Genomic DNA, 25,750 nt, shown 5'->3' with positions numbered 1-25,750 from the left:
CTATCGACGGCCCCGGCGATCATCGCGCACCGCCGCTCCGGACGAGCGCGCACACCGCGCTCCGATCGCAGCCGTTCATTCGCCGCCGCCCGGATTGCCGATTTCGATCATGCGCTGCACCGAATTGCGGGCCAGCGCGGCGGTTTCCAAGTCGACGTGCACCTCATCGGCGTTCTCGACAAGCGAGCGCAGCAGCGCCGCCGGGGTGATCATCTTCATGTACTTGCAGGACGCACGATCGTTCACGGCCTGGAAGTCGATGCCGGGGGCGGCCTTGCGCAGCTGGTGCAGCATGCCGACCTCGGTGGCGACCAGGACCTGATTCGACTTCGCGGCCTTTGCGGCGTCGATCATCCCGCCGGTCGAGAGAATGTGCACCCGATCGGCCGGGAACGAGCCCTCGCCCGCGAGGTACAAAGCCGAAGTGGCGCAACCGCATTCGGGGTGCACGAATAGTTCGGCATCCGGGTGGGTGCGGGCCTGTTCGGTCAGCTCGTCGCCGTTGATCCCGGCGTGCACGTGGCATTCGCCCGCCCAGATGTGCATGTTCTCCCGGCCGGTGACCCGCTTGACGTGCGCGCCGAGGAACTGATCCGGCAGGAACAGCACCTCGCGGTCGGGATCGATGGAGGCGACGACGTCGACGGCATTCGAGGAGGTGCAGCAGATATCGGTAAGCGCCTTCACCGCGGCGGTGGTGTTCACGTACGAGACGACCACCGCGTTCGGGAATTCGGCCTTCCAGGCCCGCAATTCGTCGGCGGTGATGGAATCGGCCAGCGAACAGCCCGCCCGCTGATCCGGAATGAGCACGGTCTTCTCGGGGCTGAGGATCTTGGCCGTCTCAGCCATGAAGTGCACACCGCAGAACACGATGGTGTCCTCGGGCGCCTCGGCCGCGATGCGCGACAGCGCCAGTGAGTCACCGACGTGGTCGGCCACGTCCTGGATCGCGGGCAATTGGTAGTTGTGCGCGAGAATCGTCGCGTTGCGTTCCCTGGCGAGGCGTTTGACCTCGGCCGCCCACTCCGGTGTGGCCTCGACACCGGAGAATCCGGTCGGACCATCGACTACCTGCCCCATCAGCGGGGGCGCCAGCTTCACACCCATGGTCGCCATGGATGGCTCCTCTCCTCGTGCGCTCGGCCCGTTGTGCCTATTCACATGCCAGCCGATTCACACCAAACCAGGTTTTCGACTTATAATCGAAAACGTGGCCCATAGTAGCACCATCCACGAAACCCTTACCGCGGTGTTCCAGGTTCGGCGCTTCTCCGAGGACATCACCGCAGGTAGCAGCCCTACGCGCATGACAGATGAGCTGATTCGACCATGTCCGCCCGGTCAGCGGACCGAACTCGCGGTGCTGCTGTGGGAGCGCGCACTCGACCCACAGAAGGACACCTGGTCGTTGCCCGGCGGGCGACTGCGCGATGACGAAGACCTCACTATCTCCGCCCGTCGCCAGCTCGCCGAGAAGGTCGATGTGCGTGAGCTGGCGCATCTGGAACAGCTGTCGGTATTCAGCAATCCGGACCGGGTGCCCGCGCCGCGCCGGATCGCGTCGGCCTATTTGGGTCTGGTGCCGCTGACCGCGGACCCGCAGCTGCCCTCGGACACCACCTGGCATCCGGTTTCCCAGCTGCCGCGCATGTCGTTCGATCACGGCACGGTCGTCGAACACGCGCGCACCCGGCTCGCCGCGAAACTGTCCTACACCAATATCGCCTTCGCACTGGCACCGGAGCGCTTCACCATGTCCACGCTGCGCGAAATCTATTGCGCCGCACTTGGTTACGATGTCGACACAACGAACCTGCAACGAGTCCTCACCCGCCGCAAGGTGATCACGCCAACCGGCGCGACCGCATCCCCCGGCCGTGCGGGTGGACGCCCCGCAGCGGTCTATCGGTTCACCGACTCCGAACTACGAGTCACCGACGAATTCGCCGCATTGCGCCCACCCACCTGACTTCCCGCGATCGCCTGCCCCACGATCGCCCCCTGGTTCGGCGCCCCGAAATCGGTCGCCGAGCCCGAAATGGACTGTGCCGTGGCCACTGCCATAGGGGCCACAACATCCGAGCGTGCCCTCGTCACCATCGACCAGGGCACTCCCCTTCTACTCGGACAGCCCGCCGGGCACCCCCAGGTGCCCGGAGCTCAAAATGCACACCGGCCAGATGCACGGGAACGCGGCCGGAGCATCGACCCGCGTGACCGTCACCTCGCACGGCGGTTCGGCGGCCGCGTGCGCTGCGCCGGAAATCACTCCGATCGCCAGCACGACGACTCTCGTAGCCACAGATTTCCAGGACATTGCTCTCCCCCTCCGAATCGCTGAATCCCTGCGGGTTTTCGTGGAGTCGAGACCGAGATCCGGCTCCGCGGTTCGCATTGATCGAACAACTCAGACGGTAGGGATCGATCGCATCCGGCGATACGCCATGTTGCGCAGCGGCGCCGAATATGGCTGGTCACAGTCGGATACGAGTTATCCGGACCGGAACCGGTCGTCCGTTCGTCGTTCCGGACCGGACGGGCTACACGGTGTCCAGAGTCGGGGAAGCCCTGTGGTAGAACACTTTCCGATTTCGTCACCACATTCGCCGCCGACCGGTTGCTCACCGCATGCGCCCCGAGGGCAAACGCAGCACTTCCGGAAGGACCGGCCAGAGAAGCGCGCCAGCATCCGCCGTGTTCGCCATCGCATTCACGTAGTGCTGCGGCCGCATTCACGTAGTGCTGCGGCGTGTTCGGGCCCGACTGAGCACACCGTCGACCCAGAGAAACAACGACTCGTCCCCCGCCAACAACAAAGACCCCGCCTTCACATGCAATCGCACGCGAACACGGGGTCATCCACGAATCACGGGAACCTCAGTCCCGCTCCCGCCCCTTGTGTTTCACCTTCCGCCGATACCGCCGCGCACTGGGAATCGGCTGCGCGGCACTGGACCGCCGCAACGCATCCCGCCGCCGCCAAGCCACCAGATCAGCCCGCTCCAGTTCACCGGCCTCTGGAACCAGCACCGCCTGCCCGTGCCTGGTCAACATGTCCTCGCTCATCGCCACCTCCTTCCCACTCGCGGCTCAACATGTGCGTCAACGGTATCCACCCGACCACACATGCGGCCACCGATTTTCAGTGAGAACAAAGCCCCCGAAGCCCGAGCTATTCGCACGGCCGCCGATACGGGAGCCCAGGCAGATTCTGGCCAGCCGCGCGCGCCGCCCGCATCCGCGCCTGCGCCGCGGTCGCCACTCGGCGCAACGTCGGATTGCCCGCGGCCTCGAACAGCGCGGCGAACTGTTGTGCGAAAACGGTTCTCGGCGACGGTCGCCGACGCGATTCCATCTGTCCTCCTGCGCGTTTCGATAGCGGGAGCAACACCCCCTGTGTGCAAGAGATTAAGACGGCTGCGAAGGCGAACCTCGATCAGGACATACGAATACGCAGGTGGGATGGGAGAAAGCGGGTTCCGGACCGGACAGTCAGGCGGTTTTCATCTGAGGTTGTGGCGGTGGTGCCGCGGTGCGCTGTCCGACGCGTGCCGCGGCCCAGAACACCAACTCCAGCACCCAGAACAGCCACAGGAATACCTGCACTACGACGACCGGGATCGCCAGGAACAGAATCGAGGGAACCGCGACGAGCAGCAAGCGTGCGATATCGCCGAGTGTGGCTCCGCGCAGTCGGCTGCCCAAACGCACTGCGGCCCACATCATCCACCGGCGCGGTATCGAGACCTTGAACTCGTGCAGGCAGCGGCGGAAAAGGCCGTCCGCGTCGGCGGTGCTCACCTCGTGCGAGCTCCGCAAATAGTCGTGCAGGATGGCGGCGCGGGTGTAGGCGCCGTAACGGGGTATCAGCCAGACCAATGCCCGTGGCACCGAAGCGAAGTCGGTGCGGAAGCCTGCTGGGATGACGAATTCCTGTGTGGCACCGTGATAGACAAGCGGCTCGACGACCCGCCAGAATTTCGCGTCGAGTTCTTCGACCACCGGTCCGCTACCGACGAACGCCATGATCCGTTCCTCTCTGAACGCACAGCGTGTCCCACAATTCTAGGCCATTCTGGTACGTCTGTGCCGCCGCGTGGGCAACGGTTCGGATAACGTCAGCGCGCGCGATCCGAACCGGAAGGTCCGAAGCCGCCATAAGGCACACCGTAGGGCACTGGCCCGCCGTTCGCAGCGCCACGATACGAATCGGCATTGTCGACGGCCGCGAATCCGCTTGCGGCAGTGACGTATGGCCGCGCATCGCCGAACGGGCCGCTGAAGCCGGAGCCGAGATCCTCTGTCGGACTGAGTGCCGCGAGAAACAGCACGATCAGCGAGGCGAGCAGCGGTTGAACGATCAGCGCCAGCCAGCTGCCGACCTCAACCGGCAGCCGCACGATCTGGCCGACCGCGGGGTCGTAGGGCATCGGATGCTGCCACTGCATGATCTGCTCGCCGACCTTCGACATCACGTAAGCCCCTGCGCCGGAACCGATCAGTAGTCCCCATTGCAGCAGCGGTCCGCGCACGCGACGCCAACGCCACACGCCGATCGCCGTCACCGCGCCCAGCACCGCGCCGATGCAGACGAAGATCGCGAGCGCGTCGAACTGGTGCACACTCTCTCCGGTCAGCGCCGCGCCCTTGGCCGGCACCGCACCGGCGCGCGCCTTGACGACCAGATACTGCTCGGTGGGTGCCACGAAGGCCCACACCACACCGCCGAGCACGCTGAGCAGTATCACCCCGACCGCGATCAGCGCGGCCGCCCGCAGCTCGCGCCGCACGCCCACCGGCCGAGCCGATGCGGGCGGCGCGGTGTCGCCATATTCGGCCGCCACTAGCGGTGTTCCAGATTCTTCGAATCCAGCACACCGTGGCGCGAGCACTTCGCCCACCAGCCGTCGGGGCTGACCTGCACGATCATGCGCCGTCCGCACTGCTCACAGAAGCGCGGCGGTTCCAATCCCAGTGCAGCGGCGGCCGGGACCGGATCGTCGAGTCCCGCAACGATGCGTTTTCCGGTGAACGGGTTGTAGCGCTCGTCCATATCCATGACAGTACTCACGGCGCCAGCCTCTTTCGTGACCGATTCAGAGTGTTTCGTTGAGCGCCTTGATCGGCATCTTCAGCTCGCCGAGCAGATCCAGGTCCGCTTCGGCGGGTCGACCGAGGGTGGTCAGGTAGTTGCCCACGATGACGGCGTTGATACCGCCGAGGATGCCCTGTTTGGCGCCCAGGTCGCCGAGGGTGATCTCGCGACCGCCCGCGAAGCGCAGCATGGTGCGCGGCAACGCGAGCCGGAATGCGGCGACGGCACGCAGCGCGTCGGCGGCGGGCAGCACCTCGAGATCGCCGAATGGGGTACCCGGACGCGGGTTGAGGAAGTTCAACGGCACCTCGTCCGGTTCGAGTTCGGCCAGATTCGCCGCGAATTCGGCACGCTGCTCCAGGGTTTCGCCCATGCCGAGGATGCCGCCACAGCAGACCTCCATACCGGCTTCGCGCACCATGCGCAGGGTGTCCCAGCGCTCTTCCCAAGTGTGCGTGGTGACGACATTCGGGAAGTGCGAACGGGAGGTTTCCAGGTTGTGGTTGTAGCGGTGCACGCCCATGGCGGCGAGTTGGTCGACCTGCTCCTGGGTGAGCATGCCGAGCGAACACGCGACCTGGATGTCGACCTCGTTGCGAATGGCCTCGACACCGGCCGCGACCTGCGCCATCAGCCGCTCGTCCGGACCGCGCACGGCGGCGACGATGCAGAATTCGGTGGCGCCGGTCTTGGCGGTCTGCTTGGCGGCCTCGACCAGGCTGGGGATATCGAGCCAGGCGGCACGCACGGGCGACTGGAACAGACCCGACTGCGAGCAGAAGTGGCAGTCCTCCGGGCAGCCGCCGGTCTTGAGGCTGATAATGCCCTCGACCTCGACCTCTGGGCCGCACCACTTCATGCGCACCTCGTGTGCGAGGGCGAGCAGTTCCTCTAGCCGGTCGTCGCCGAGCCGGAGCACCTCGAGGGTCTGCTCCTGGGTCAGGCCTTCGCCGCGCTCGAGCACCTGCTCGCGGGCGGTCGCCAGAATATCGGTTTGGACGGGTGCCTGGGTCACTGCACGAATCCCTTCGTCCGGCCGAGGTGGCCGTGCAACTTGAACGGTGTTCAGGCTAGGGTAGCGGTAACAGTGAGTCAAAACACGCGCGGCATGAGCGACGGGCCCGGAGGCGGCAGCGAGCGTAACCATGGAGGGCCTGGGGAATGCCGCAATGGAATACAGCGGAAGGAAACAGCGTGCAGCTGCACCGTGCGGACGTGGTCGACGGCGCCATCGCCATTCTCGACCAGTACGGTCTCGCCGACCTGACGATGCGCAGGCTCGCCGGTTCACTCCAGGTCCAGCCCGGTGCGCTGTACTGGCACTTTCCCAATAAACAGGCGTTGCTCGGCGCGGTCGCCGACCGGATTCTGGCCCCGATGGAGGATCCGATCGAGGCCGAGGACTGGTCGGGCCAGATCACCGAACTGGCGCATCGCTTGCGCAGTTGTCTGCTCGCCTATCGCGACGGCGCGGAATTGGTCTCGGCGACCTATGCCTCCCGACTCACCACGAGCAAGGGTCGGGAACGACTCGTGGGTGCGGCGATCCGCGGCGGGATGCCGCGGCCGGAAGCCGAACTCGCGGCGTACACGCTGCTGTACTACGTGCTGGGACAAACTGTGGACGAGCAGTCCAGAATGCAAATGGATTCGGCCGGTGCGCTGACCGAGGACGCCTCACCGCTGAACGAAACCCCCGACGCGACAGCACGTTTCGACTTCGGTCTGCAATTGTTCGTCGGCGGCGTCCGTCATCTGCTCGGTACCCGCGTACGCTGAATCCCGCAACGGTGCGCTCGCCTGGAAGGAACGTCCAGCTGCCTGATCCGGATGTTGGAGAGTCATCCGATGGGCGCGTGGTTTCGGCCGAGGAATGCGACAAGCTGTGGGCGGCGTGGACGCCTGCCGAAGTCGCGCGGCGGTTGGCGGGTGTCACGGTTCCGTGGTGCGTAACAGCGGGGTGGGCACTGGATCTGTTCACCGGCGGCCAGGCTCGGGAACACAGCGACCTCGAAATCGGTGTCCCACAAGGCAGATTCAGCGAAGCTGTCGCCGCTTTTCCCGGCTTCGAATGGGACGTGATCAGCGACGATCGGATCCGGCCGTTTCCGGCGAGAGCGGCGCAGTTCCATCAGACCTGGCTACGTGAACCCGCGACAGGACGCTATCGGCTCGACGTGTTCCGGGAACCGCACGACGGTGATCGATGGGTGTGTCGCCGTGACCCATCGATCACCCTGCCCTACGCAGATCTGATTCGTCATACCAGCGAGGGCATTCCGTACGCGACTCCGGAGGTCGCACTCCTGTTCAAGGCGAAGGCGCGCCGCGAGAAGGATGAAGCCGACTTCCGTCGTGCGCTACCCATGATGGATCGGTCCCAACGGGTCCGGCTGTTCGAGTGGCTGTCTCGAGTCCACCCCGATCACCCATGGCTCGAAAGCATTACGCTACATAGGGATTAACGGCCCGCAATCCGCGGACGAGTGCGTGCACGCCCTTGGTGAGTCGCACACTGTCGGTACCGGCTGTGCGGCTGACACAAGGGGTGCGCACCGTGGCCCCACGTTCGATCAGACGGACACCGCTGCCGCCTCGAGATCGGCAGCTGCCAGACCCGCCCTGCGTCCAGGCAGTGCGAGTGCGGCCACCGCGCCCAGTAGGGCAAGTGCCGCGCCGACTTTGATCGCCGGGCCGAATCCGGCGGTGAATTCGTCTACCGAACCATATCCACCGGTCGCGGCGAAAACCGCTGCCGCGATGGCGATTCCGAAGACGCCGCCGAGCTCACGCATCATGCTGTTGGCCCCTGCCGCCTTGCCGAGCATCGCGTGTTCGACCGCGCCGACCACCGAACTCTGCGCCGACGGCAGCACCATCGAGGTACCGACGCCGGAGACGATGAACGGCACGACGAAGGAACCGTAGGTCATCGCCGGATCGGCGATGACGGCGATCCAGAACATGCCGCCTGCCATCAAAGCCAGCCCACTCACCATCAACGGCCGCTCCCCGATCCGATCGGCCAGCGCACCAGCGACCGGCGCGCAGAAGAAGAGTGTGAGAGTCCATGGCAGCAGCCGCAACCCGGCGCCGAGTGGGTCGTAGTGCAGCACCGCCTGCAGGAACTGTGCGTAGAAGAATACCTCGCCGAACAGAGCCGCGAAGGTCAGGAAGATGGCGGTATTGCCCGCCGCGAAACCTCGATTCACGAATAGCCGCATCGGGAACATCGGCTCGCGTGTGCGCGCCTCCCAGACCGCGAAGGCGATCAGTAATGCGACACCGCCGAGCAACGCGATCAGCACCTCCGAACTCGACCAGCCCGCGATATTGCCACGCACCAAACCCCACACGACACCGAACGCGCCACCGGTGACCAGTGCCAATCCGGTGCCGTCCACCGCGGTATCGGGGCCGAAGCCTTCCGGAACCCGAACCGCCACCAGCGGCAACGCGAGCAGCCCGATCGGCACATTCAGCCAGAAGATCCATTGCCACGACAACCCCTGCGCGACGGCCCCGCCGACCAGCGGACCACACGCGACCGCGAGCCCGGTGATGCCCTGCAGCAGCCCCATGGCCATACCCCGCCGCTCCGGCGGAAATGCCGCACTGACCAGCGCCAAAGCCAGACTCATGAGCAATGCCGCGCCGATGCCCTGCAGTACGCGCGCGGCGATCAGGAGCGCGACAGAGGTCGATATCGCGCAGAGCGCGGAAGCGGCGACGAAGATGCCGAGCCCGACCATGAACATCCGCTTACGTCCGAAGCGGTCGCCGAGTACCGCCGCGGTCATCAGCAGGACGGCGAAGCTGAGGTTGTAGCCGTTGACGGTCCATTCCAGGGTCTGCAGCGACGCCCCGAGGTCGTGCCGGATAGTGCTCAGTGCGGTGGCGACGACCAGGGTGTCCAGTGCCGCCATCAGCGACGCGACCGCGCCGAGTATCAGCACCCAGCGCTGTGTCACCGCCGAAACGATCGGTGTGCTCACGATGGTCCTTCCTGTGGTTTCGGCGTGCCCGATGGTTCGACCACGCACAGATACCGACCGGGGGCGGCTCGAAACTCATCGCACCGATGAGTTCTGGGCGGTACGGCGGTCGATATTCAGAGGGGCCGCCATACGGACGCCCGGAAGGACAGCACATGACCGACAGCGATGAATTCGCCGCTCGTACCACTCCGTATCGGCGCGAGCTGCTCGCCCACTGCTATCGGATGCTCGGTTCGGTCGACGATGCCGAGGACCTGGTGCAGGAGACGATGCTGCGGGCCTGGCGCGGATACGGCGACTTCGAGGGGCGCGCTTCGATGCGGACCTGGCTGTACCGGATCGCCACCAATGCCTGCCTCAATGCACTCGAGCACCGACGCCGCGTGCTGCCCACCGGATTGTCCGAGCCGACCGTGGATCCCACGCGGGCGGTTCACTTCGCGCCGGAAACCCCGTGGCTGCAACCGATGCCGGATGTGCTGGTCACACCGGAGACTTCGGATCCGGCGGCCATCGTCGCGGCACGCGAGGGTATGCGGCTGGCATTGATCGCCGCCTGGCAGCATCTGCCGCCGCGTCAGCGTGCGGTACTGATATTGCGAGATGTGCTGCACTGGAAGGCCGCCGAGGTCGCCGATCTGCTCGGGACCAGCGCGGCCGCGGTCAACAGCATGCTGCAGCGCGCGCATGCCGCGCTCGCGGAACTGGAGCCGGACACGCCGGTGGCCGAACCGAGCGACCCCGAAACCCGCGCGCTGCTGGATCGCTATGCCGCCGCGTTCGAAGCCGCCGATATGGATACGCTCGTCACGCTGTTGCGGTCGGATGCGGTGTGGGAGATGCCACCGATCGAGGAGTGGTTCCGCGGCAACACCACGATCGTGGAACTGGTTCGGTCGAAGTGTCCGTATAGCGCGGGCGAGGTCCGGATGGTGCCGATCGCCGCGAACGGTCAGCCCGGATTCGCGTTCTACCTGCGCGATCAGGCGCAATCGCTGCAAATCCTCACGGTGACCCCGACCGGCGTCGCACATGTCGTCTCCTATCACGACAGCTCGATGTTCGCGGCGTTCGGACTGCCCACGTCATTGGTGGCGGCCGAGTGGCCCGAGCCGGTATTGCCATGAGCGATGACCTGCTCGAGCGGGCGGTGGCGTATTTGCTGTCGGTGCTGCCCGACCCCGGTTCCGATCTGTCGGCGCCGACACCGTGTCGAGGCTGGAATACGCGCATGCTGCTCGCGCATGTCGACGAGTCGATTGCCGCGCTGCGGGAAGGTTTGACGGGCGGACAGGTTCGTGTCATAGCAGGCGCACCGCTGCCGAACTGTGCGGGAACGTTGCATATTCGGAGTCGAGCGGTGGCCTTGCTCGATGACTGGGCGAATGAGCACCCCGGCTCGGTGGTCGTCTTCGGGAGGTTGGTGCCCACCCATATTCTCGCGACCGTGGGTGCTCTCGAATTGACGGTGCACGCTTGGGATCTCGCTGCCAGCTCACCGGGTGCCCCGCCGATACCCGAGGACCTCGCCCACGAACTACTCATGGTGGCACCGGAACTCGTCCCGATAGCCGATCGGTGGCCACTATTCGGACCGCCGATCGAACCGCCGACCACTGCCCCGGCCGACCGTCTCCTGGCCTACCTGGGCCGAACTCGCCGAACGACCTGAGCTACCCCGCCCGTCGGTGCAGGGCCTCGCATATCGAGCGAAATCCTCGCAGAACGTGCGACCTCTGCGAGACATTCACTGAGTGTGTGCCATGAGCGGTGCAGGCGCTCAGTCAGTCCGGGGTGCGTCTGCGAGCAAGGACGGGGTAGGTGCCGGGGAACCAGCGGTGCATGGCGACGGCGCCTGCGAATACCGCTGCGGCGATGACGAGCACGGAGGCACCGAGAACTGTTGCGGCGCTGATAAAGCCGACCGCGATGGGACCGGCGAACATGCCTACGTCGTGGGTCAGCCGCCAGGCACCGAGGAATTCCGCGCGTTGACCCGGCGGCGCGACGTCGGCGCCGACGGTCATGATAAGGCCGTTGCTGACACCATTGGCCAGCCCGAGCAGTACTGCGGCACCGGTGAGTTCGAGTGCCGTCGAGGTGAACGGAAGCGCCGCGAAGCCGACCCCGAACAGCAACATCGACGGAACCCCGGTGGCGCGGCTGCCGAACCGATCGAGCAGGATGCCGCCCGGATAGGACAGCAGCACGTCCATTGCTCCGGCTACGCCGAATATCAGGCTCGTGGCGGCGGCACTCACGCCGATGTGCGCGGCCCACAGCGGTAGCAGCGCGGTGCGGGTCGCGCGGGCACCGCCCATCAACAGCGCCGCCAGCCCGAGCGTGCCCAGCACCCCCCGGTTTTCGACGACCACCGAGCGCAGAGTATGACCAGCGGCGTCCATATCGTCACCGTCGGCCGAACCGATGGCGAGCATCGCCGCGCCCGCTACGACGGTCGTGCCGAACTGCAACCACAGGGCACCGCTCGGCCCCATCAGGTAGACCATTCCGGCCCCGACGAACGGCCCGCAGAACGATCCGAGGCGCGAGGCACCGGCCAACGCCGAGAACGCCCGGCCTCGTTCGTCCGGCGCCACCACGGCAACGATGTAGGACTGTCGCGCCAAACCCCATACCGCACTGGCGGTTCCATTGAGCAGCACACCGACCGCCAGCACCCAGGTATCGGGGGCGAAGATCGCGCACAGCACCCCGACCAGACCGAGCCCCGAACCGAGGGCAATCGCCCAGCGCTCCCCGATGCGCGCGACGATCCGCCCGGCAGGCAGGTCCGCCAGCACCATCCCCAACCCGCTCAGTGCGACGACAATTCCGGCAACACCTGCCGACGCTCCGAGATCGAGTGCCCGCAGCGCATACATCGGTGCGGCCGCGCCGGATCCGATACCGTAGAGCACCACAGGCATGAACACCGTCCACAACAGCGAGCGCAGCCCAACGGATTCCGCTGTGGCGCGGACCCGCTCGCTCACCGCACACACGCCGTATGAAGTCGGCGCGGGCGCGAATGGGCCCGTGCCCGACGGCACAGGCCAACTAGCTCACGCCGAATGCTCATGCAACACACGCCCTCACGACAACCGCTCCCTGCTATACCTGCCGCATTACGGTGACACCGACCGACGGCACCCAGACCCGACGCGCGCAGCGCGTACATCGGTGCGGCCGCGCCGAATCCGATCCCCGAGAGCAGAACCAGCACAAGCGCACAATCCACGCCACCGAGCGCAGCCGAACGGAATCCGCCATAGCGCACCACCGACATGAACACCGTCCACACCTGCAAGCGCGGACGAACGGATTCGGCTGTGCCGCGGCCCCGCTCGCTCACAGTGCCCGCGCCGTTGGGCACCGCGGCGACTGAACTCGGACAGGAGCAACAAGCCGCTGCCCGAGCGGTTCGCCGAGCTGATCGTGATCATCGATGCGTGGCTTCCGCACATGTCGATGCCGCTGGGCACCGAGCGGCAGCGGGTCGAGATGCGGGTGACCGAAGACGAGAACGATGCCGACATACATGAGCTCTAACTGCGCCCGAGGGCATAGGTCAGGTCGCTCACTCCGAAAGCTCATGCAGCACTACGATCCGCCGCCGTAATCCGGCCGACACCCATGGTTGCGCCGTCTTGCCCGGTGCGATCGGGCCCGACGATGCCGATCCGGGCTCGATACGGCCGGATACAGCCGCTCACTACGCGAGTGCCGGTCGCCGGGCGTACCGGCTCTGCGGTCGTGGCAGACCGAAGTGGTCACGCAATGTGGTTCCGGTGTATTCAGTGCGGAACAGCCCGCGCCGCTGCAGAATCGGGACGACCTGCTCGGCGAAGACCTCCAGACCACCCGGATAGTAGGGCGGCATTATGTTGAAACCGTCGGCGGCGCCGTTGCGGAACCATTCCTCGATGGTGTCGGCGACCTGCTCCGGTGTACCGGCGAAGACCCGATGGCCGCGGGCACCGGCGAGACGGTGCAGCAGTCCGCGCACAGTGGGCCGTTCCCGCTGCACGATCCCGGCGACCACCTGCCGACGGCTGCGCTCGTTATCGGTCACATCGCCCGCGTCGCTGAACAACTCGAGCGGCACCGGTTCATCCAGCGGCAGATGCCGCAGGCTCTCACCCGCGATGCCCTCCAATTGTTTCAGCCCGTACTCCGGCACGGTGAGCTCGTTGAACTCCCGCTCCAACTGTTTCGCGGCCGCTTCGGTGTCACCGATGAATGGGCTGATACCGGGCAGGATCTTGATCTGTTCGGCGTCCCGGCCGAATTCGGCGGCCTTGGCCTTGATATCGGCATAGAACGCTTGCGCATCCTCCAGGCGCTGGTGCGCGGTGAAGATCGCCTCGGCGTACCGGCCCGCGAAGGCCCGGCCGTCATTCGACGCACCGGCCTGTACCAGCACCGGATGCCCCTGCGGGGTACGCGGCGCATTGAACGGACCACGCACACTGAGGTATTCGCCGACGAAGTCGATCGGATGGATCTTGTCCGGATCGGCGTAGATGCCCGCCTGCTGGTCCAACAGGATGGCGTCGTCCTCCCAGCTGTCCCACAGCGCGACGACCGCGTCGACGAATTCCCGCGCTCGCGCATACCGCGTCGCGTGATCGGGATGTTTGTCGAGCCCGAAGTTCGCTGCCGCGAGGTCGGTTCCGGTGGTGACGATATTCCAGCCCGCCCGCCCACCGGAGATGTGATCCAGCGTGGAGAACAGCCTTGCCAGGTTGTATGGCTCGTAGTAGGTGGTCGATGCGGTGGCGATCAGACCGAGATGGGTGGTGGCCGTCGCGATCGCGGTGAGCAGAGTGATCGGTTCCAGACCGGAGGCCGCATTGTGTTCGACATTGGTGCGCAGTGCTGGCCCGTCGGCGAAGAACACCGCGTCGAGTTTCGCGGCTTCGGCCGTGCGACCGATCTCCTGGTAGTAGGCGACATCGTAGATCCGGTCGGGTCGGCTCTGCGGATGCCGCCAAGCCGCCTCATGATGTCCGGAGGGGTAGATGAACGCATTGAGGCTGAGTTGGCGGGTCATGAGGCTTTCTTCTCATCGTGCATGGCCGCGACATCGACGCCGAGGCTGGCGAGCAGCAGTTCACGCAGGCGGTTGAAGTCCGGATCGATATGGCGACGTGGACGTTCCAGGTCGATGCGCTGATCGACGGCGATGCGTCCCTCATCGAGGACGAGCACGCGGTCGGCGAGCAGCACCGCCTCATCGACATCGTGAGTGACCAACAAAACCGCTGGTTTGTGTCTGGCGCACAGATCCTGCAGCAGCACATGCATTTTGATGCGGGTCAGCGCGTCCAACGCACCGAAGGGCTCATCGGCCAGCAGCAACTCCGGCTCCCTGACCAGCGATCGCGCCAAGGCGACGCGCTGCTGCTCACCTCCGGAAAGTTCCTTGGGCCAGGCAGATTCTCGCCCAGCGAGTCCAACCTCGGCCAAAGCCGTGCGACCGCGCTCTGCGGCATCGTCACCCTTCAGGCCGAGAGTCACATTGTCCAGCACCCGATTCCACGGCAGCAGCCGCGAATCCTGGAACACCACCGCACGTTCCGTCGGCACCCGCAACTCACCCGAGCCGAGCACATCGCGATCCAGCTCGGCCAACGCGCGCAGCAAGGTGCTCTTACCCGAACCACTGCGACCGAGAAGGGCGACGAATTCACCGCGCGCGATATCGAGATCGATACCGTGCAGCACAACGCGATCGCCGAAACCCCTACGCAGCCCGCGGGTTCGGACCACATTCAGTCCGCGATCGTCTGCCGCCATGACAGCGCCCTCCGTTCCGTCGCCCGCACGGCGAGATCGCCGAACAGTCCGAGTAGGCCGTAGATCACCAAGCCGACGACGATGACGTCGATCTGGCCGTAGGTGCGCGCCTGCGTCATCAGATAGCCGATGCCGCTGGTGGCATTCACCTGTTCGACCACGACCAATGCGAGCCAGGAGATGGTGACCGCCAAGCGCAAGCCGGTGAAGAATCCGGGCAGCGAAGCGGGCAGCGCGATACGGCGAATGAAACCCCACCGCGAAAGCCCCACCGTAGCGGCCAATTCCACATACCGGCTGTCGACACCGCGCAGTTGGGCGTGGGTATTGATGTAGATCGGAATCGCCACACTGGTCGTGATGACGATGAGCTTCATTTCCTCACCGATGCCGAACCACACGATGAACAGCGGGATCAGCGCGAGCGTGGGGATCGAGCGTTTGATTTGAATCGGCCCGTCCAGCAGAGCTTCACCGACGCGGCTCAATCCGGCGATCAAGGCGAGCAGTACACCGATCACCACGCCGAGGCCGAGACCCCAGGCCGCGCGTTTCAGCGAGGTGAGCAGATTCGACTGCAATCTGCCATCGGCCAGCAGATCGCGTGCGGTCTCGGCGACCGTCCACGGCGCGGGCAGTGTCTGCTCATCCAGTGCGCCCGTGGCGGAACCGATCACCCATGCCGCGATCAGCAGCACGGGTCCGATGGCGACGCCCAGCGGAATCGGACGGCCCGGTCCGAGCCTCGGACGAGTCGATTTGCGGCGGGCCAATACCGGCTCAGCGGTGGTCCGCGAATCTTGTCTGATCCGGCCGAGTACGCCGACATCCAGGGTGGCCATGGTTATTTCGCCTTCGGTTCGAATGCGGCGCCGCTCTCAGTGACGGCCTGGGTGACGACGGCATCGAAGCGCAGATCGAAACCGTCCGCGGCGCGCACCTTCTTGGGCAGTTCGCCCGCCTTGTCGATCGCGTCGATGGTGCCCTGCTGGCGATCGATGAGTTGCTGATCCAGATGAGGGAAGGTGTAGGTACCGAGCGAGTCGACGATGCGTTTGGCATCATCGGCGCTGACCTTCTGGCTCTCGACGTAGTACTTGCGGGCCCACTCCTCCTGGTGGGAATTGACCCACTGGTAGGCGCGAATATAGGCGGCGACCACCGCCCTGGTCGCGGCCGCCTTGGCCGGATCGGTCACTGCGGCGCGGCGCGCGTAAAGATAGCCGACACCACCGTAGATGCCAGTGGTTTCCGAATCCGGGATCAGTGACGCACCCGGTGTGCGCAGCAGCCGAGTGACATTCGGCTCGGCGAGCGGAGCGATATCCACCTGACCCGTGCGCACCGCGTCCAGGAATTCCGCGAGCTGCAGCCGAACCAGCTGGACATCAGTGGGTTTCAGCCCGGCCTTGGCGATCGCGCGCAGCACCGCGGCCTCTTGGGCGGTGCCCTCCGCGTAGGCGACCTTCTTCCCTTTGAGATCGGCCAGCGTGGTGGCCGTCTTGCCCGGCGCCACCGCGAGTTTCAATGCGCTGGGATTGGATTGGTAAGCCGCGATGATCGGCACGTCCTGCCCGGCGACCTGCGCATGGATCGGCGGAACATCACCGACGGTCGCGACATCGGCGGCGCCAGCACGGAATGCCTCCAGAATGGCCGGTCCGCCGACGAAATTGGCGAATTCCACCTTGAACGGCAGCTTGTCGAGCTCACCGGAGAACTGGAGTACCGACTTGAAGCGCTCCTGCTGGTCGGCGAGTACGAGTTTGGTGCCAGCTGGGATGTCGGTGGGCAGCGGCGCATCGGTCTTACCGACCGGCGTATCGTCGCTCGCGCAGCCGGTCACACCCAAGCTCGCAACGGTCGCCGCAGCGAGCAAGGCGGCGATTGTGCGGCCGCGCAGGCCGGTCAGGAACGTACGTGGTCGGAACATGTGGTGATTGAATCAAGACGAAACCGACACGAATACGGTTTGCCTTGACGTGATTCCAACCCCGCGGCCTGCCATCCCTCAGCGCGGCGCCGCTGCGGACACCGTCGCGCGCATCTGCTCCTGATACCGCTGAATGAACGGCAGGATCTGCTGGTCGATGATCTTGTTGTACTCCTCGGGGCGCTGCATCGGATTGGCGTGCCCGGTATTTCGCGGCATAACGACCAGCAGTGAGCCGTCGACGCCACCGGCCCGTTCGATGAGCACCTGATGGGAGTACTCGACGTCGACCACCGTGTCGTTATCCGGATTGCGTGGGCGGATGAAGACGACGGCCGGGCGCGGTTTACCCTCGGCTGGCCGTGACAGCGCGCGCAGATCGTTGATCGCACCTCCCGCCACGATGGCGAGGAACTGTGTTTCGATCAGGCCGTTGCTGGCCGCGTCTGTGGAGAAGACCTTCTCGCGCAACACTTCTTCGATGACATCGCGCAATGGCTCGAGCCGGACCCCGGGCAACCCGGTGGCACCGCGATCGACGAACCGGTCACGGCGCGCATACGTTTCGACCGCCAGCCGCAACGATCGGCTCTCCCGAGCCCCCGGCAGCCAGCCCATCCAGCGCACCATATCCTCGCCCGCACCGCGACTTTCCGGACGCACCGCATTCAAATCCACCGGTGTGCAGTCCAGGATCACTCCCGCCAGGCGCAGATCGCTGTCGAGGTGGATATGCCGTGCGACCTCCAGCGCGATAACCCCGCCCATACTGTGTCCCACCAGCACAATATTCTTCAGCCCCGACATCTGAGCGGCGCGGATGATCAGATCCGCGATCACCTTGGTGTCGATACCTTGATTGTCATATTTGATGGCCCAGACCACGCCCATATCACTGAGGGCGGGCAGCGCGGCCGCGGTATTGCTGGCGTTGAGGCCGCCTAGTCCGACCATATCGACGACGACGGTGTCCCAGTCGCGATCGTGCGCGGGGGTGGCGATCGGCAACACGGCGGGTTCGGTGCGCGCGAGCCGATCGCGTTCCGGGGTGACATCGTGCACCCAGTACTGGGCGAACACGATCAGCCCGGCGAGCAATATCAAGGCGACCCGCAGCAGCGCCAAGCTGGTTCGGCGCAACGTCTGCCACCCGTGCCCGAGACGAGTCTCCCGAAGCCGGGCCCTCCGTCGCGCGTCATCCCAGTCCGAGACGGTGGACGGGTGCCGATCGTCCAACGGCGACATCTATTCCACTGTAGGTACGGTTCGCGAGTGCTGCCAGGCGGGTGCGCACGGCGATCGCCGAGCCGGAGCCGATCATGTTCGCCGAGAAATCGCGACCAGCAGGTCGAGCTGGCGCGGACCGCACACAGCTCGAGCGCTGGAATTCGGTGCCTGCGTCCAGCATTGAGCCGTGCCGGTGACGGTCGTTGCGAGTTCGCCGGGTTCGGCGAGTTTGCCGAGTGAGATGCTCCAGCCGAGCTCGTTCTGGCAGGGGGGGACGCCGTTGTGGCCGGCGCTGATTCGGGTGCCGTCGTCGACGCAGCTCACGGGCCACCGCACCGCCGATACGCTCGGCTGCCGGTCGATGCATCTCCTGAGAAAGCGGGCCGTCGCGCAGACCTACCGGCTGAGCGCAGACCAACCGGGAGTGAACCAACCGGGTGCCGCGGCGGAGAAGCGCGCGCGATCCCAAGCACCCGCACCCGCAGGCACCGCACCGACCACGTCGACTCCGGTAACCCGGGGCAGATCAGTGCGATTGCACTCTTCGGCAAGTCCCGGCGAACCGGGCCATGAGCCGATTACCAGCCCGGCACAGCGCACTCCGGCGGAGGAAAGCGCGCGCGTGGTCAATTCGCTGTGGTTGAGGGTCCCCAGCCCCGCCGCGGCGACAACGAGCACCGGGACATCGAGCTTCTGCGCCAACTCGAGCAGTGTGAATTCGCCGAGCCGGACCAACAACCCGCCTGCCCCTTCCACCAAGGTCAGATCCGCATCGGCGAGTGAGTCGATGGCGGCGGCGGTTTCACTCAGCGTCAATAGCGGCTGCCCGCATCGACGCGCGGCGGTATCCGGCGCCAGCGGATCGGGATAGCGGGTAATCTCGACCGTTCTCGTCACACCGGTGAGGCGTTCGACTTCGGCGAGGTCGCCGGGTTCGCCCGGTGCCACACCGGTTTGGGCCGGTTTGCACACTGCCACCGATCGATCGGCGGCCAGCGCGGCCGCGGCAATCGCGGCGGTCACTACGGTCTTGCCGACCTCCGTCGAGGTACCGGTCACGAACAGCACACTCATGCGCTCACCAATCCACGCGCCTGCGCCAGCACCTCGCCGAGAACCGTTGCGATGGTGTCGAGTTCATCGGAGTTCAGATTCGCCCGCGCGGTGAGCCGCAGCCGCGATGTTCCCTCGGGCACCGTCGGTGGGCGGAAGCAACCCACGTCGAGCCCACGTTCGCGGCATGCCTGCGCGGCGTCATAGGCGACCTGCGCCTGGCCGAGCACCACCGAGACAACCGCAGAATCCGGTTCCGCCACATCGGCAATGCGTGCGATATCGGCGGCCCGCTGCAACACCCGACCAGCCAGCTCGGGCTCTCCACGCAACACCCGCAGCGCCGCCCGCGCCGCACCGACCGCCGCCGGTGCGAGCCCGGTATCGAAAATGAACGTGCGCGCCGCATCGATCAGGTGCGCACGCACCCGCTCGCTCGCCAAGACCACGCCACCTTGTGCGGCAAGGGCTTTCGACAGCGTCGCGGTGACCACGAGATCCGGCTCCCCGGCCAATCCGACCTCGTGCACCAGCCCGCGCCCACCATTGCCGCGCACACCGAGCCCATGTGCCTCATCCACGATCAGAACCGCGCCATTCGCGCGGGTAACGCGATGCAACTCGGCCAGCGGCGCCAGATCCCCGTCGGCGCTGAATACGGAATCGGTAAGTACCAGTGCCCTTTCCTCGCTCCGCTCGGCCAGCAACCGCTCGACCGCCTCGACATCGCAATGCGCGGCGATCTCCACGCGCGAGCGCGAGAGTCGGCAGGCATCCACGAGCGAAGCGTGACTGCCCGCATCGGAGACGATCAGCGCACCCCGCCCGGCGAGCGCGGTCACTGCCCCAAGATTGGCGGCGTAGCCGGAGGCGAAGACCAAACCCGCCTCGGCACCGACGAATTCGGCGAGTTCGGTCTCGAGTTGCTCGTGTTCGGCGGTGGTGCCGGTGACGAGCCGGGATCCGGTCGACCCGGTACCCCAGCGGCGCACGGCATCGATCGCGCCCTCGATCACCTCCGGATGACGCACCAGCCCCAGGTAGTCATTGGAGGCGAGGTCGATCGACGGCGACTGTGCCGCACGCGGTCGCAACTCACGGCGCAACCCGACGCGCACGCGCTCGGCGGCGCGTTCGTCAAGCCAGCCCAACGGATCGGTAGTCACAGCTCCGCAGCATACTTGAACACCGTTCAGGGCGCCTGCCCCGGGTCGGGTACTGGTACCGTAGGAGCCAATCGTTGAAGGTCGCCACCGACCAACGGTGGCGCGGCATTTCCGCCAAAGGGAGTAGGGCCGAATGCCACGGTGGGCGATAGTCGTCGAAGAGACAACAGGTTCCGGCGATCACAAACGCTGGTCGCCGCGGGTACTGGCGGAGGTGGTCGGCACTCGCGAACAGGCCGTGACCAAATTGCATTCGCTGGTGCCCACATTCACCCCGCAGCATCCGCGACTTCCGGGTCGGAGGATTCTGCTGCGCGACGGCGATAACTACCTGTTGATCGCCCGCGGTTGGGCCGACGACTACCACTGCGTCTTCCGAGTCTGGGAGATAGTCTCCGACACAGACCGTCCCGAGAGCGCGGGAACCGAACACAGCACCCGCAAACGCGCGTGACGCATCAGGCCTGAGCGGCGGCGACCATACCGGCGGTGATGCGTTCGATGTCCTCGGTCGAGCTGATGAAGGGCGGCATGGTGTAGATCAGATCGCGGAAGGGACGCAGCCAGACACCCGCTTCTACAGCGGCGTGGGTGGCCTTGCGCATATCCACCGGATGGTCGAGTTGCACAACCCCGATCGCTCCGAGCACCCGTACATCCGCTACCCCGGGAAGCGAACGCGCCGGGGCCAGACCGGTTTCCAGTTCCGATTCGATCCGAGTCACCTCGGCGCGCCAATCCCGTCGCAGCAGTAGTTCGATCGAGGCGACGGCAACCGCGCAGGCCAGCGGGTTACCCATGAAGGTCGGACCATGCATCAGCCCGCCGTGCTCGGCGCTGATGGTCTCCGCGATCCGGGACGTGCACAACGCGGCAGCCAAGGTCAGATACCCACCGGTGAGCGACTTGCCGACACACATCACATCCGGACTCACCCCGACGTGATCGGCCGCGAAAAGCGCTCCGGTGCGCCCGAATCCGGTCGCGATCTCATCGAAGACCAACAGCACCCCGTACTCATCGCTGAGGCGACGCAAATCGATCAGATACCGCGGATCGTGCCAGCGCATCCCACCGGCACCTTGCACGACCGGCTCAACGACGACGGCCGCGAGTTCATCGGCATGGGCGGCCAGCAGCTGCTCGAATTCGGCCACATACGCGGCCGAATACTCGAGCGGCGGGGCCGGGGCGAAGATCTGCTCGGCGAGCACATCGGTCCACAGTGCGTGCATGCCGCCCTGTGGATCGCACACGCTCATCGGCGTGAACGTATCGCCGTGATACCCGCCGCGCCAGGTGAGCAGCCGCCGCTTGTCCGGCTTACCCGCCGCGCGCCAGTACTGCAGGCACATCTTGACCGCGACCTCGACCGATACCGAGCCGGAGTCACACAGGAATACCTTGTCCAGACCTGCGGGCGTCAGCTCGACGAGCAATGCGGCCAGCCGAGCCGCCGGTTCATGGGTGAGTCCGCCGAACATCACATGACTCATTCGCTGCGACTGCGCCACCAGCGCGGCATCCAGATCCGGATGCCGATAACCGTGGATCGCGGCCCACCATGAACTCATTCCGTCGACCAATTCCCGACCGTCGGCGAGCGTGAGCCTGGTACCGGAAGCACCCGAAACCACCAGCGGTTCGGTCGTCGCGGGAAAGCCGCCATAGGGATGCCAGACATGTTCGGCGTCGATGGCGGTGATCTCGTCGGAACTCAATGCCACAGGATTCCTCGCGGTCGCGTGACAGCCCAGTAGGGCTTGAACGGTGTTCAAGTTACCACTCGAGCTGCGCACCCACGATATCCAGTGAAATTCCGCACCAGTGCGACCGTTCCGACGTATCCTTTGACTCAGTCAAAGATTGGGAGCCGCCGTGACCACCGTTGCCGCCGCCGATATCGACGCCGTGCGCGAATTCAACCGCCGCTACACCCGGGTCATCGGGGTACTGCGCGAAGGCCTGCTGGACAGCGAATACTCACTCACCGAAGCGCGAATCATGTTCGAATTGGCCAATTCCGGCGCGAGCGAGGTCGTCACGCTGCGACGCAAACTCGACCTCGACCCCGGCTATCTGAGCCGCATCCTGGCCCGCTTCGAAAAGGACGGACTGGTCCAGCGCAATCGCTGCGAAAGCGACGGTCGCCGCCAAGAGGTCCGACTGACCGAACGCGGCAAGGAGGTCTTCGCCGTGCTCAATCAGCGCTCCAGTGCCGAAATCGGCTATCTGCTCAATGCGCACAAACCGGCCGACCGCGCGCGCCTGATCACCTCCATGCGCACCATCCAGCGCATTCTCGACGGACAAGTCCCCGGCGAATTGGTGCTGCGCGCCCCGAAACCCGGCGACTACGGCTGGGTCATTCAGCGCAATGCCGCGCTCTACGCCGCCGAATACGGGTGGGAAGCCAGCTACGAGGCACTCGTGGCCCGCATTGTCGCGGATTATCTGGACGACCACGACGAGCGCCGCGAACACGCCTGGATCGCCGAATACGACGGCGAGCCGGTGGGCTGCGTCTTCTGTGTCGCGGAGAGCGAGACCACGGCCCGACTGCGGCTACTGCTCGTCGAGCCGACCGCGCGCGGCCTAGGCGTCGGCTCCGCACTGGTCGAGCGCTGCGTGCGATTCGCCACCGAGGTCGGCTACCGCGACATGGTGCTGTGGACCAATGACATCCTCACCTCGGCGCGGCATATCTATCAGCGCGCGGGTTTCGAACTCGTGGAGTCGAATCCGCATCACAGCTTCGGCCACGATCTGGTGGGCCAGACCTGGCGACTGACGCTGCAGCGGTGAAACTCGGTCGAGCGGCACCTCGTGCACTCGACTCAGCGATTGCCGCAGCTCGGTCACCCCCCGGCTCGCCCAGACTGTCCACGAGCTTCTGCTCGATCCGGCTGATCCGCTTCGCCGCCACGTCGAGCGCCGCACGTCTCTCGGCCGTCAGCACCACGAGCCGTGGCCGCCGACCCCGCAGCCGCCCGACACCGTCTTCGATCACGAAATCCGCCCACCGCCGCGGCACTGGGAAATGTTCCAGCCCTGGCATACCCTCGACGCCGCGCATGCTCCCGGATGTCACTAGACCCGCCGGCGCTGGCATTGCTGTGGGATTACCAGGACGGCTGTATCGCGGGCATCCCGGTCTGGCTGCGGCATGCGGTATTCGGCGCACTCGCGCGGCTGGCCACCCGGATCGGCTATCGGCGGCGCTGGCTCGAAACCGGCGCCGACCAGGACTGACTCGCCCGGCCGCAACCACCCGCACCGAGCGCGTCACGGCTGGCGCTAGTGTCGTTGACATGGCTCAGCCCGACGCAGCGCCCGGTGAGGTGACACCCCTCGGTGTCTGGCCCGGAACCGCCTACCCACTGGGCGCGACCTACGACGGCGCAGGCACCAATTTCTCGGTGTTCTCCGAGGTTGCCGACGCGGTCGAGTTGTGCCTTATCGCCAGGGACGGCACCGAAACCAGAGTGCCGCTGGAAGAGGTCGACACCTACGTCTGGCACGCCTATCTCCCGACCATCGGACCGGGCCAGCGCTACGGCTTCCGAGTACACGGACCCTACGATCCGGAGCACGGCTTGCGTTGTGATCCAAGTAAATTGCTGCTCGATCCCTACGGCAAGGCCTTCGACGGCGAATTCGACAACGACTCCTCGCTCTACACCTACGGCCAGGATTCGCTGGGGCACACCATGACCGGCGTGGTGATCAACCCGTTCTTCGACTGGGGCGCCGACCGTCCACCGAATCGGCCCTACCACGAAACGGTCATCTACGAGGCGCACGTCAAGGGCATGACGATGACCCACCCGGGTATTCCGGAGGAATTGCGCGGCACTTACGCGGGGATCGCGCATCCGGCGATCGTGGAACATCTGAAGGAACTCGGCATCACCGCGATCGAGCTGATGCCGGTACACCAATTCCTGCACGACCGTGTCCTTTTGGATCAGGGCCTGCGAAACTACTGGGGCTACAACAGCTTCGGCTATCTCGCGCCGCACAACGAATACGCGGCCAGTCCGCGCGGCGGTGCCGCGGTGACCGAATTCAAGGCCATGGTGCGGGCATTGCATGCCGAGGGCATCGAGGTGATCCTCGATGTCGTCTACAACCACACCGGCGAGGGCAATCACCTCGGGCCGACCCTGGCCTTCCGCGGTATCGACAATGCCGCCTACTATCGCCTGGTCGACGAGGACCCATCGCACTACATGGACTACACCGGCACCGGTAACAGCCTGAACGTGCGCCATCCGCATACGCTGCAGCTGATCATGGACTCGCTGCGGTACTGGATCCTGGATATGCACGTCGACGGCTTCCGCTTCGACCTCGCCGCCACGCTGGCCCGGGAACTGCACGATGTCGACCGGCTGTCCACCTTCTTCGATCTGGTGCAACAGGATCCGGTGGTCAGCCAGGTGAAGCTCATCGCGGAGCCGTGGGATGTCGGCGAGGGCGGCTACCAGGTCGGCAACTTCCCTGGCCAGTGGACCGAATGGAATGGTAAGTACCGCGACACCGTGCGCGACTACTGGCGCGGTGAACCAGCCACCCTCGGCGAATTCGCCTCCCGGCTCACCGGATCCTCGGACCTGTACGAGGCCACCGGGCGCAGGCCGAGCGCGAGCATCAACTTCATCACCGCGCACGACGGCTTCACCCTGCGGGATCTGGTGTCCTACAACGACAAACACAACCAGGCCAACGGGGAGGGCAATCGCGACGGCGAGAGCTACAACCGCTCGTGGAACTGCGGGGTGGAGGGACCTACCGACGACCCCGAGATACTCGCAGTGCGCGCCAAGCAGAGTCGCAATCTGCTGGCCACGCTGGTGCTCAGTCAGGGCACCCCGATGCTCGCGCACGGTGACGAGATGGGCCGCACCCAGCACGGCAATAACAATGTCTACTGCCAGGATTCACCGCTGGCCTGGATGGACTGGTCGCTGATGCAGACGAATTCGGACCTGTTCGAATTCACCAAGCGGGTGATCGCACTGCGCACCGCGCACCCGATATTCCGACGCCGCCGCTTCCTCGCGGGTCGGCCGATCCGCTCGAAAGATCATGCCCGCGATATCGCATGGCTCACACCTGCGGGTGAGGAAATGACCCCCGCGGACTGGGACAGCGGTTTCGGCAAGTCGCTGACGGTATACCTCAACGGCCTCGGCATCAACGAACCCGGCCCGCGCGGCGAGCGCATTACCGACGATTCGTTCCTGCTGTGCTTCAACGCCCACGACAGCGGCTTGGACTTCGCGCTGCCGAACTCCGACTACGGCGCGCAATGGACTGTCGCACTGGATTGTTCGGTACCCGACGGCGGCGCCGATACCACCTATCCGGCGGGGAGCACCATCGCCATTCCCGCCCGCTGTCTGCTAGTCCTCAACTGCCCCGCATAACCGAAACCTCCCATGACCGATACACCGAAGATCGAGACGCG

The 25,750-nt window shown here is 65.6% G+C and carries 27 protein-coding genes; 9 read left to right on the top strand and 18 right to left on the bottom strand.

Annotation, left to right across the window (positions count from 1 at the left end; genetic code table 11):
- Nucleotides 1–75 precede the first annotated feature (75 nt).
- A complete protein-coding gene (gene nadA, locus ACQP2U_RS12405; RefSeq protein ID WP_433714792.1) occupies nt 76–1,119 on the bottom strand; it encodes a quinolinate synthase NadA in 1,044 nt (347 codons plus the stop codon).
- Nucleotides 1,120–1,213: 94 nt separating this feature from the next.
- On the opposite strand from nadA, the gene ACQP2U_RS12400 reads away from it, so the two are divergent.
- Nucleotides 1,214–1,972: an NUDIX hydrolase gene (locus tag ACQP2U_RS12400; RefSeq protein ID WP_433714791.1), complete on the top strand. Its 759-nt coding sequence runs from the start codon at nt 1,214–1,216 to the stop codon at nt 1,970–1,972.
- Between the two features lie 150 nt (nt 1,973–2,122).
- Here the strand turns inward: ACQP2U_RS12400 and ACQP2U_RS12395 are convergent, their stop codons facing one another.
- From ACQP2U_RS12395 to bioB, 7 genes are all read right to left on the bottom strand, one after another.
- Nucleotides 2,123–2,305: a hypothetical protein gene (locus ACQP2U_RS12395; RefSeq protein WP_433714790.1), complete on the bottom strand. Its 183-nt coding sequence runs from the start codon at nt 2,303–2,305 to the stop codon at nt 2,123–2,125.
- 575 nt (nt 2,306–2,880) lie between these two features.
- On the bottom strand, nt 2,881–3,069 hold the full coding sequence (locus tag ACQP2U_RS12390) for a hypothetical protein (RefSeq protein ID WP_433714789.1): 189 nt from the start codon (nt 3,067–3,069) through the stop codon (nt 2,881–2,883).
- A 106-nt stretch (nt 3,070–3,175) separates the two neighbouring features.
- Nucleotides 3,176–3,358, bottom strand: coding sequence for a hypothetical protein (locus tag ACQP2U_RS12385; RefSeq protein WP_433714788.1), 183 nt, complete (start codon nt 3,356–3,358; stop codon nt 3,176–3,178).
- Between the two features lie 137 nt (nt 3,359–3,495).
- Nucleotides 3,496–4,029: a DUF1353 domain-containing protein gene (locus ACQP2U_RS12380; RefSeq protein ID WP_433714787.1), complete on the bottom strand. Its 534-nt coding sequence runs from the start codon at nt 4,027–4,029 to the stop codon at nt 3,496–3,498.
- Between the two features lie 92 nt (nt 4,030–4,121).
- Entirely contained in the window at nt 4,122–4,847 is a 726-nt protein-coding gene (locus tag ACQP2U_RS12375) for a DUF2567 domain-containing protein (protein WP_433714786.1), read from the bottom strand.
- Nucleotides 4,847–5,062: a hypothetical protein gene (locus ACQP2U_RS12370; RefSeq protein ID WP_397039596.1), complete on the bottom strand. Its 216-nt coding sequence runs from the start codon at nt 5,060–5,062 to the stop codon at nt 4,847–4,849. The genes ACQP2U_RS12375 and ACQP2U_RS12370 overlap by 1 nt, the downstream gene beginning before the upstream one ends.
- 37 nt (nt 5,063–5,099) lie before the next feature.
- Nucleotides 5,100–6,113 carry a biotin synthase BioB gene (bioB, locus tag ACQP2U_RS12365; protein WP_433714785.1) on the bottom strand — a complete coding sequence of 338 codons (1,014 nt, stop codon included), beginning with the start codon at nt 6,111–6,113 and terminating at the stop codon, nt 5,100–5,102.
- A 179-nt stretch (nt 6,114–6,292) separates the two neighbouring features.
- Between bioB and ACQP2U_RS12360 the strand changes: the two genes are divergently transcribed.
- Nucleotides 6,293–6,877: a TetR/AcrR family transcriptional regulator C-terminal domain-containing protein gene (locus ACQP2U_RS12360; RefSeq protein WP_433714784.1), complete on the top strand. Its 585-nt coding sequence runs from the start codon at nt 6,293–6,295 to the stop codon at nt 6,875–6,877.
- 77 nt (nt 6,878–6,954) lie between these two features.
- Nucleotides 6,955–7,563, top strand: a complete 609-nt coding sequence (locus ACQP2U_RS12355; RefSeq protein WP_433714783.1) for a nucleotidyltransferase domain-containing protein — start codon at nt 6,955–6,957, stop codon at nt 7,561–7,563.
- A gap of 108 nt (nt 7,564–7,671) precedes the next feature.
- Here the strand turns inward: ACQP2U_RS12355 and ACQP2U_RS12350 are convergent, their stop codons facing one another.
- Complete coding sequence (locus tag ACQP2U_RS12350; RefSeq protein WP_433714782.1) at nt 7,672–9,093, bottom strand: DHA2 family efflux MFS transporter permease subunit; 1,422 nt, start codon at nt 9,091–9,093, stop codon at nt 7,672–7,674.
- A gap of 155 nt (nt 9,094–9,248) precedes the next feature.
- On the opposite strand from ACQP2U_RS12350, the gene ACQP2U_RS12345 reads away from it, so the two are divergent.
- Both ACQP2U_RS12345 and ACQP2U_RS12340 read left to right on the top strand, forming a co-directional pair.
- Complete coding sequence (locus ACQP2U_RS12345; protein ID WP_433714781.1) at nt 9,249–10,223, top strand: sigma-70 family RNA polymerase sigma factor; 975 nt, start codon at nt 9,249–9,251, stop codon at nt 10,221–10,223.
- Complete coding sequence (locus tag ACQP2U_RS12340; RefSeq protein WP_433714780.1) at nt 10,220–10,768, top strand: maleylpyruvate isomerase family mycothiol-dependent enzyme; 549 nt, start codon at nt 10,220–10,222, stop codon at nt 10,766–10,768. Before ACQP2U_RS12345 ends, ACQP2U_RS12340 begins: the two co-directional genes overlap by 4 nt.
- A 112-nt stretch (nt 10,769–10,880) precedes the next feature.
- Here the strand turns inward: ACQP2U_RS12340 and ACQP2U_RS12335 are convergent, their stop codons facing one another.
- The 8 genes from ACQP2U_RS12335 to ACQP2U_RS12300 all read right to left on the bottom strand — a co-directional run bounded on the left by ACQP2U_RS12335 (nt 10,881) and on the right by ACQP2U_RS12300 (nt 20,277).
- A complete protein-coding gene (locus ACQP2U_RS12335; RefSeq protein WP_433714779.1) occupies nt 10,881–12,092 on the bottom strand; it encodes an MFS transporter in 1,212 nt (403 codons plus the stop codon).
- A gap of 719 nt (nt 12,093–12,811) precedes the next feature.
- Complete coding sequence (locus ACQP2U_RS12330) at nt 12,812–14,152, bottom strand: LLM class flavin-dependent oxidoreductase (protein WP_433714778.1); 1,341 nt, start codon at nt 14,150–14,152, stop codon at nt 12,812–12,814.
- Nucleotides 14,149–14,898: an ABC transporter ATP-binding protein gene (locus ACQP2U_RS12325; RefSeq protein ID WP_433714777.1), complete on the bottom strand. Its 750-nt coding sequence runs from the start codon at nt 14,896–14,898 to the stop codon at nt 14,149–14,151. The genes ACQP2U_RS12330 and ACQP2U_RS12325 overlap by 4 nt, the downstream gene beginning before the upstream one ends.
- Nucleotides 14,874–15,740 (bottom strand): ABC transporter permease, encoded by an 867-nt coding sequence (locus ACQP2U_RS12320; RefSeq protein WP_433714776.1) that lies wholly within the window; start codon nt 15,738–15,740, stop codon nt 14,874–14,876. Before ACQP2U_RS12320 ends, ACQP2U_RS12325 begins: the two co-directional genes overlap by 25 nt.
- A 2-nt stretch (nt 15,741–15,742) precedes the next feature.
- Nucleotides 15,743–16,831 (bottom strand): ABC transporter substrate-binding protein, encoded by a 1,089-nt coding sequence (locus tag ACQP2U_RS12315; protein ID WP_433714775.1) that lies wholly within the window; start codon nt 16,829–16,831, stop codon nt 15,743–15,745.
- A gap of 78 nt (nt 16,832–16,909) precedes the next feature.
- The gene (locus ACQP2U_RS12310) at nt 16,910–18,076 is read right to left on the bottom strand and encodes an alpha/beta fold hydrolase (RefSeq protein ID WP_433714774.1); all 1,167 of its coding nucleotides are present in this window, start codon (nt 18,074–18,076) and stop codon (nt 16,910–16,912) included.
- A gap of 378 nt (nt 18,077–18,454) precedes the next feature.
- Complete coding sequence (gene bioD, locus ACQP2U_RS12305; RefSeq protein WP_433714773.1) at nt 18,455–19,132, bottom strand: dethiobiotin synthase; 678 nt, start codon at nt 19,130–19,132, stop codon at nt 18,455–18,457.
- Nucleotides 19,129–20,277, bottom strand: a complete 1,149-nt coding sequence (locus ACQP2U_RS12300) for an 8-amino-7-oxononanoate synthase (protein ID WP_433714772.1) — start codon at nt 20,275–20,277, stop codon at nt 19,129–19,131. The genes bioD and ACQP2U_RS12300 overlap by 4 nt, the downstream gene beginning before the upstream one ends.
- A gap of 133 nt (nt 20,278–20,410) precedes the next feature.
- Here ACQP2U_RS12300 and ACQP2U_RS12295 point away from each other — a divergent pair, with 133 nt between their 5' ends.
- The gene (locus ACQP2U_RS12295) at nt 20,411–20,731 is read left to right on the top strand and encodes a hypothetical protein (RefSeq protein WP_433714771.1); all 321 of its coding nucleotides are present in this window, start codon (nt 20,411–20,413) and stop codon (nt 20,729–20,731) included.
- A gap of 4 nt (nt 20,732–20,735) precedes the next feature.
- Here ACQP2U_RS12295 and ACQP2U_RS12290 read toward each other — a convergent pair whose 3' ends face one another.
- A complete protein-coding gene (locus tag ACQP2U_RS12290) occupies nt 20,736–22,004 on the bottom strand; it encodes an adenosylmethionine--8-amino-7-oxononanoate transaminase (protein ID WP_433714770.1) in 1,269 nt (422 codons plus the stop codon).
- 151 nt (nt 22,005–22,155) lie between these two features.
- Between ACQP2U_RS12290 and ACQP2U_RS12285 the strand changes: the two genes are divergently transcribed.
- The 3 genes from ACQP2U_RS12285 (at nt 22,156) to glgX (ending at nt 25,709) form a co-directional block, all read left to right on the top strand.
- Nucleotides 22,156–23,082, top strand: a complete 927-nt coding sequence (locus tag ACQP2U_RS12285) for a bifunctional helix-turn-helix transcriptional regulator/GNAT family N-acetyltransferase (protein ID WP_433714769.1) — start codon at nt 22,156–22,158, stop codon at nt 23,080–23,082.
- Between the two features lie 279 nt (nt 23,083–23,361).
- Nucleotides 23,362–23,529 carry a hypothetical protein gene (locus ACQP2U_RS12280; protein WP_433714768.1) on the top strand — a complete coding sequence of 56 codons (168 nt, stop codon included), beginning with the start codon at nt 23,362–23,364 and terminating at the stop codon, nt 23,527–23,529.
- Nucleotides 23,530–23,588: 59 nt separating this feature from the next.
- The gene (gene glgX, locus ACQP2U_RS12275) at nt 23,589–25,709 is read left to right on the top strand and encodes a glycogen debranching protein GlgX (protein ID WP_433714767.1); all 2,121 of its coding nucleotides are present in this window, start codon (nt 23,589–23,591) and stop codon (nt 25,707–25,709) included.
- Nucleotides 25,710–25,750: the final 41 nt, after the last annotated feature.

It is taken from the genome of Nocardia sp. CA-084685 (genome assembly GCF_050955785.1).
GTDB lineage: Bacteria > Actinomycetota > Actinomycetes > Mycobacteriales > Mycobacteriaceae > Nocardia.
This window is presented reverse-complemented; position numbering and strand designations above follow the sequence as displayed.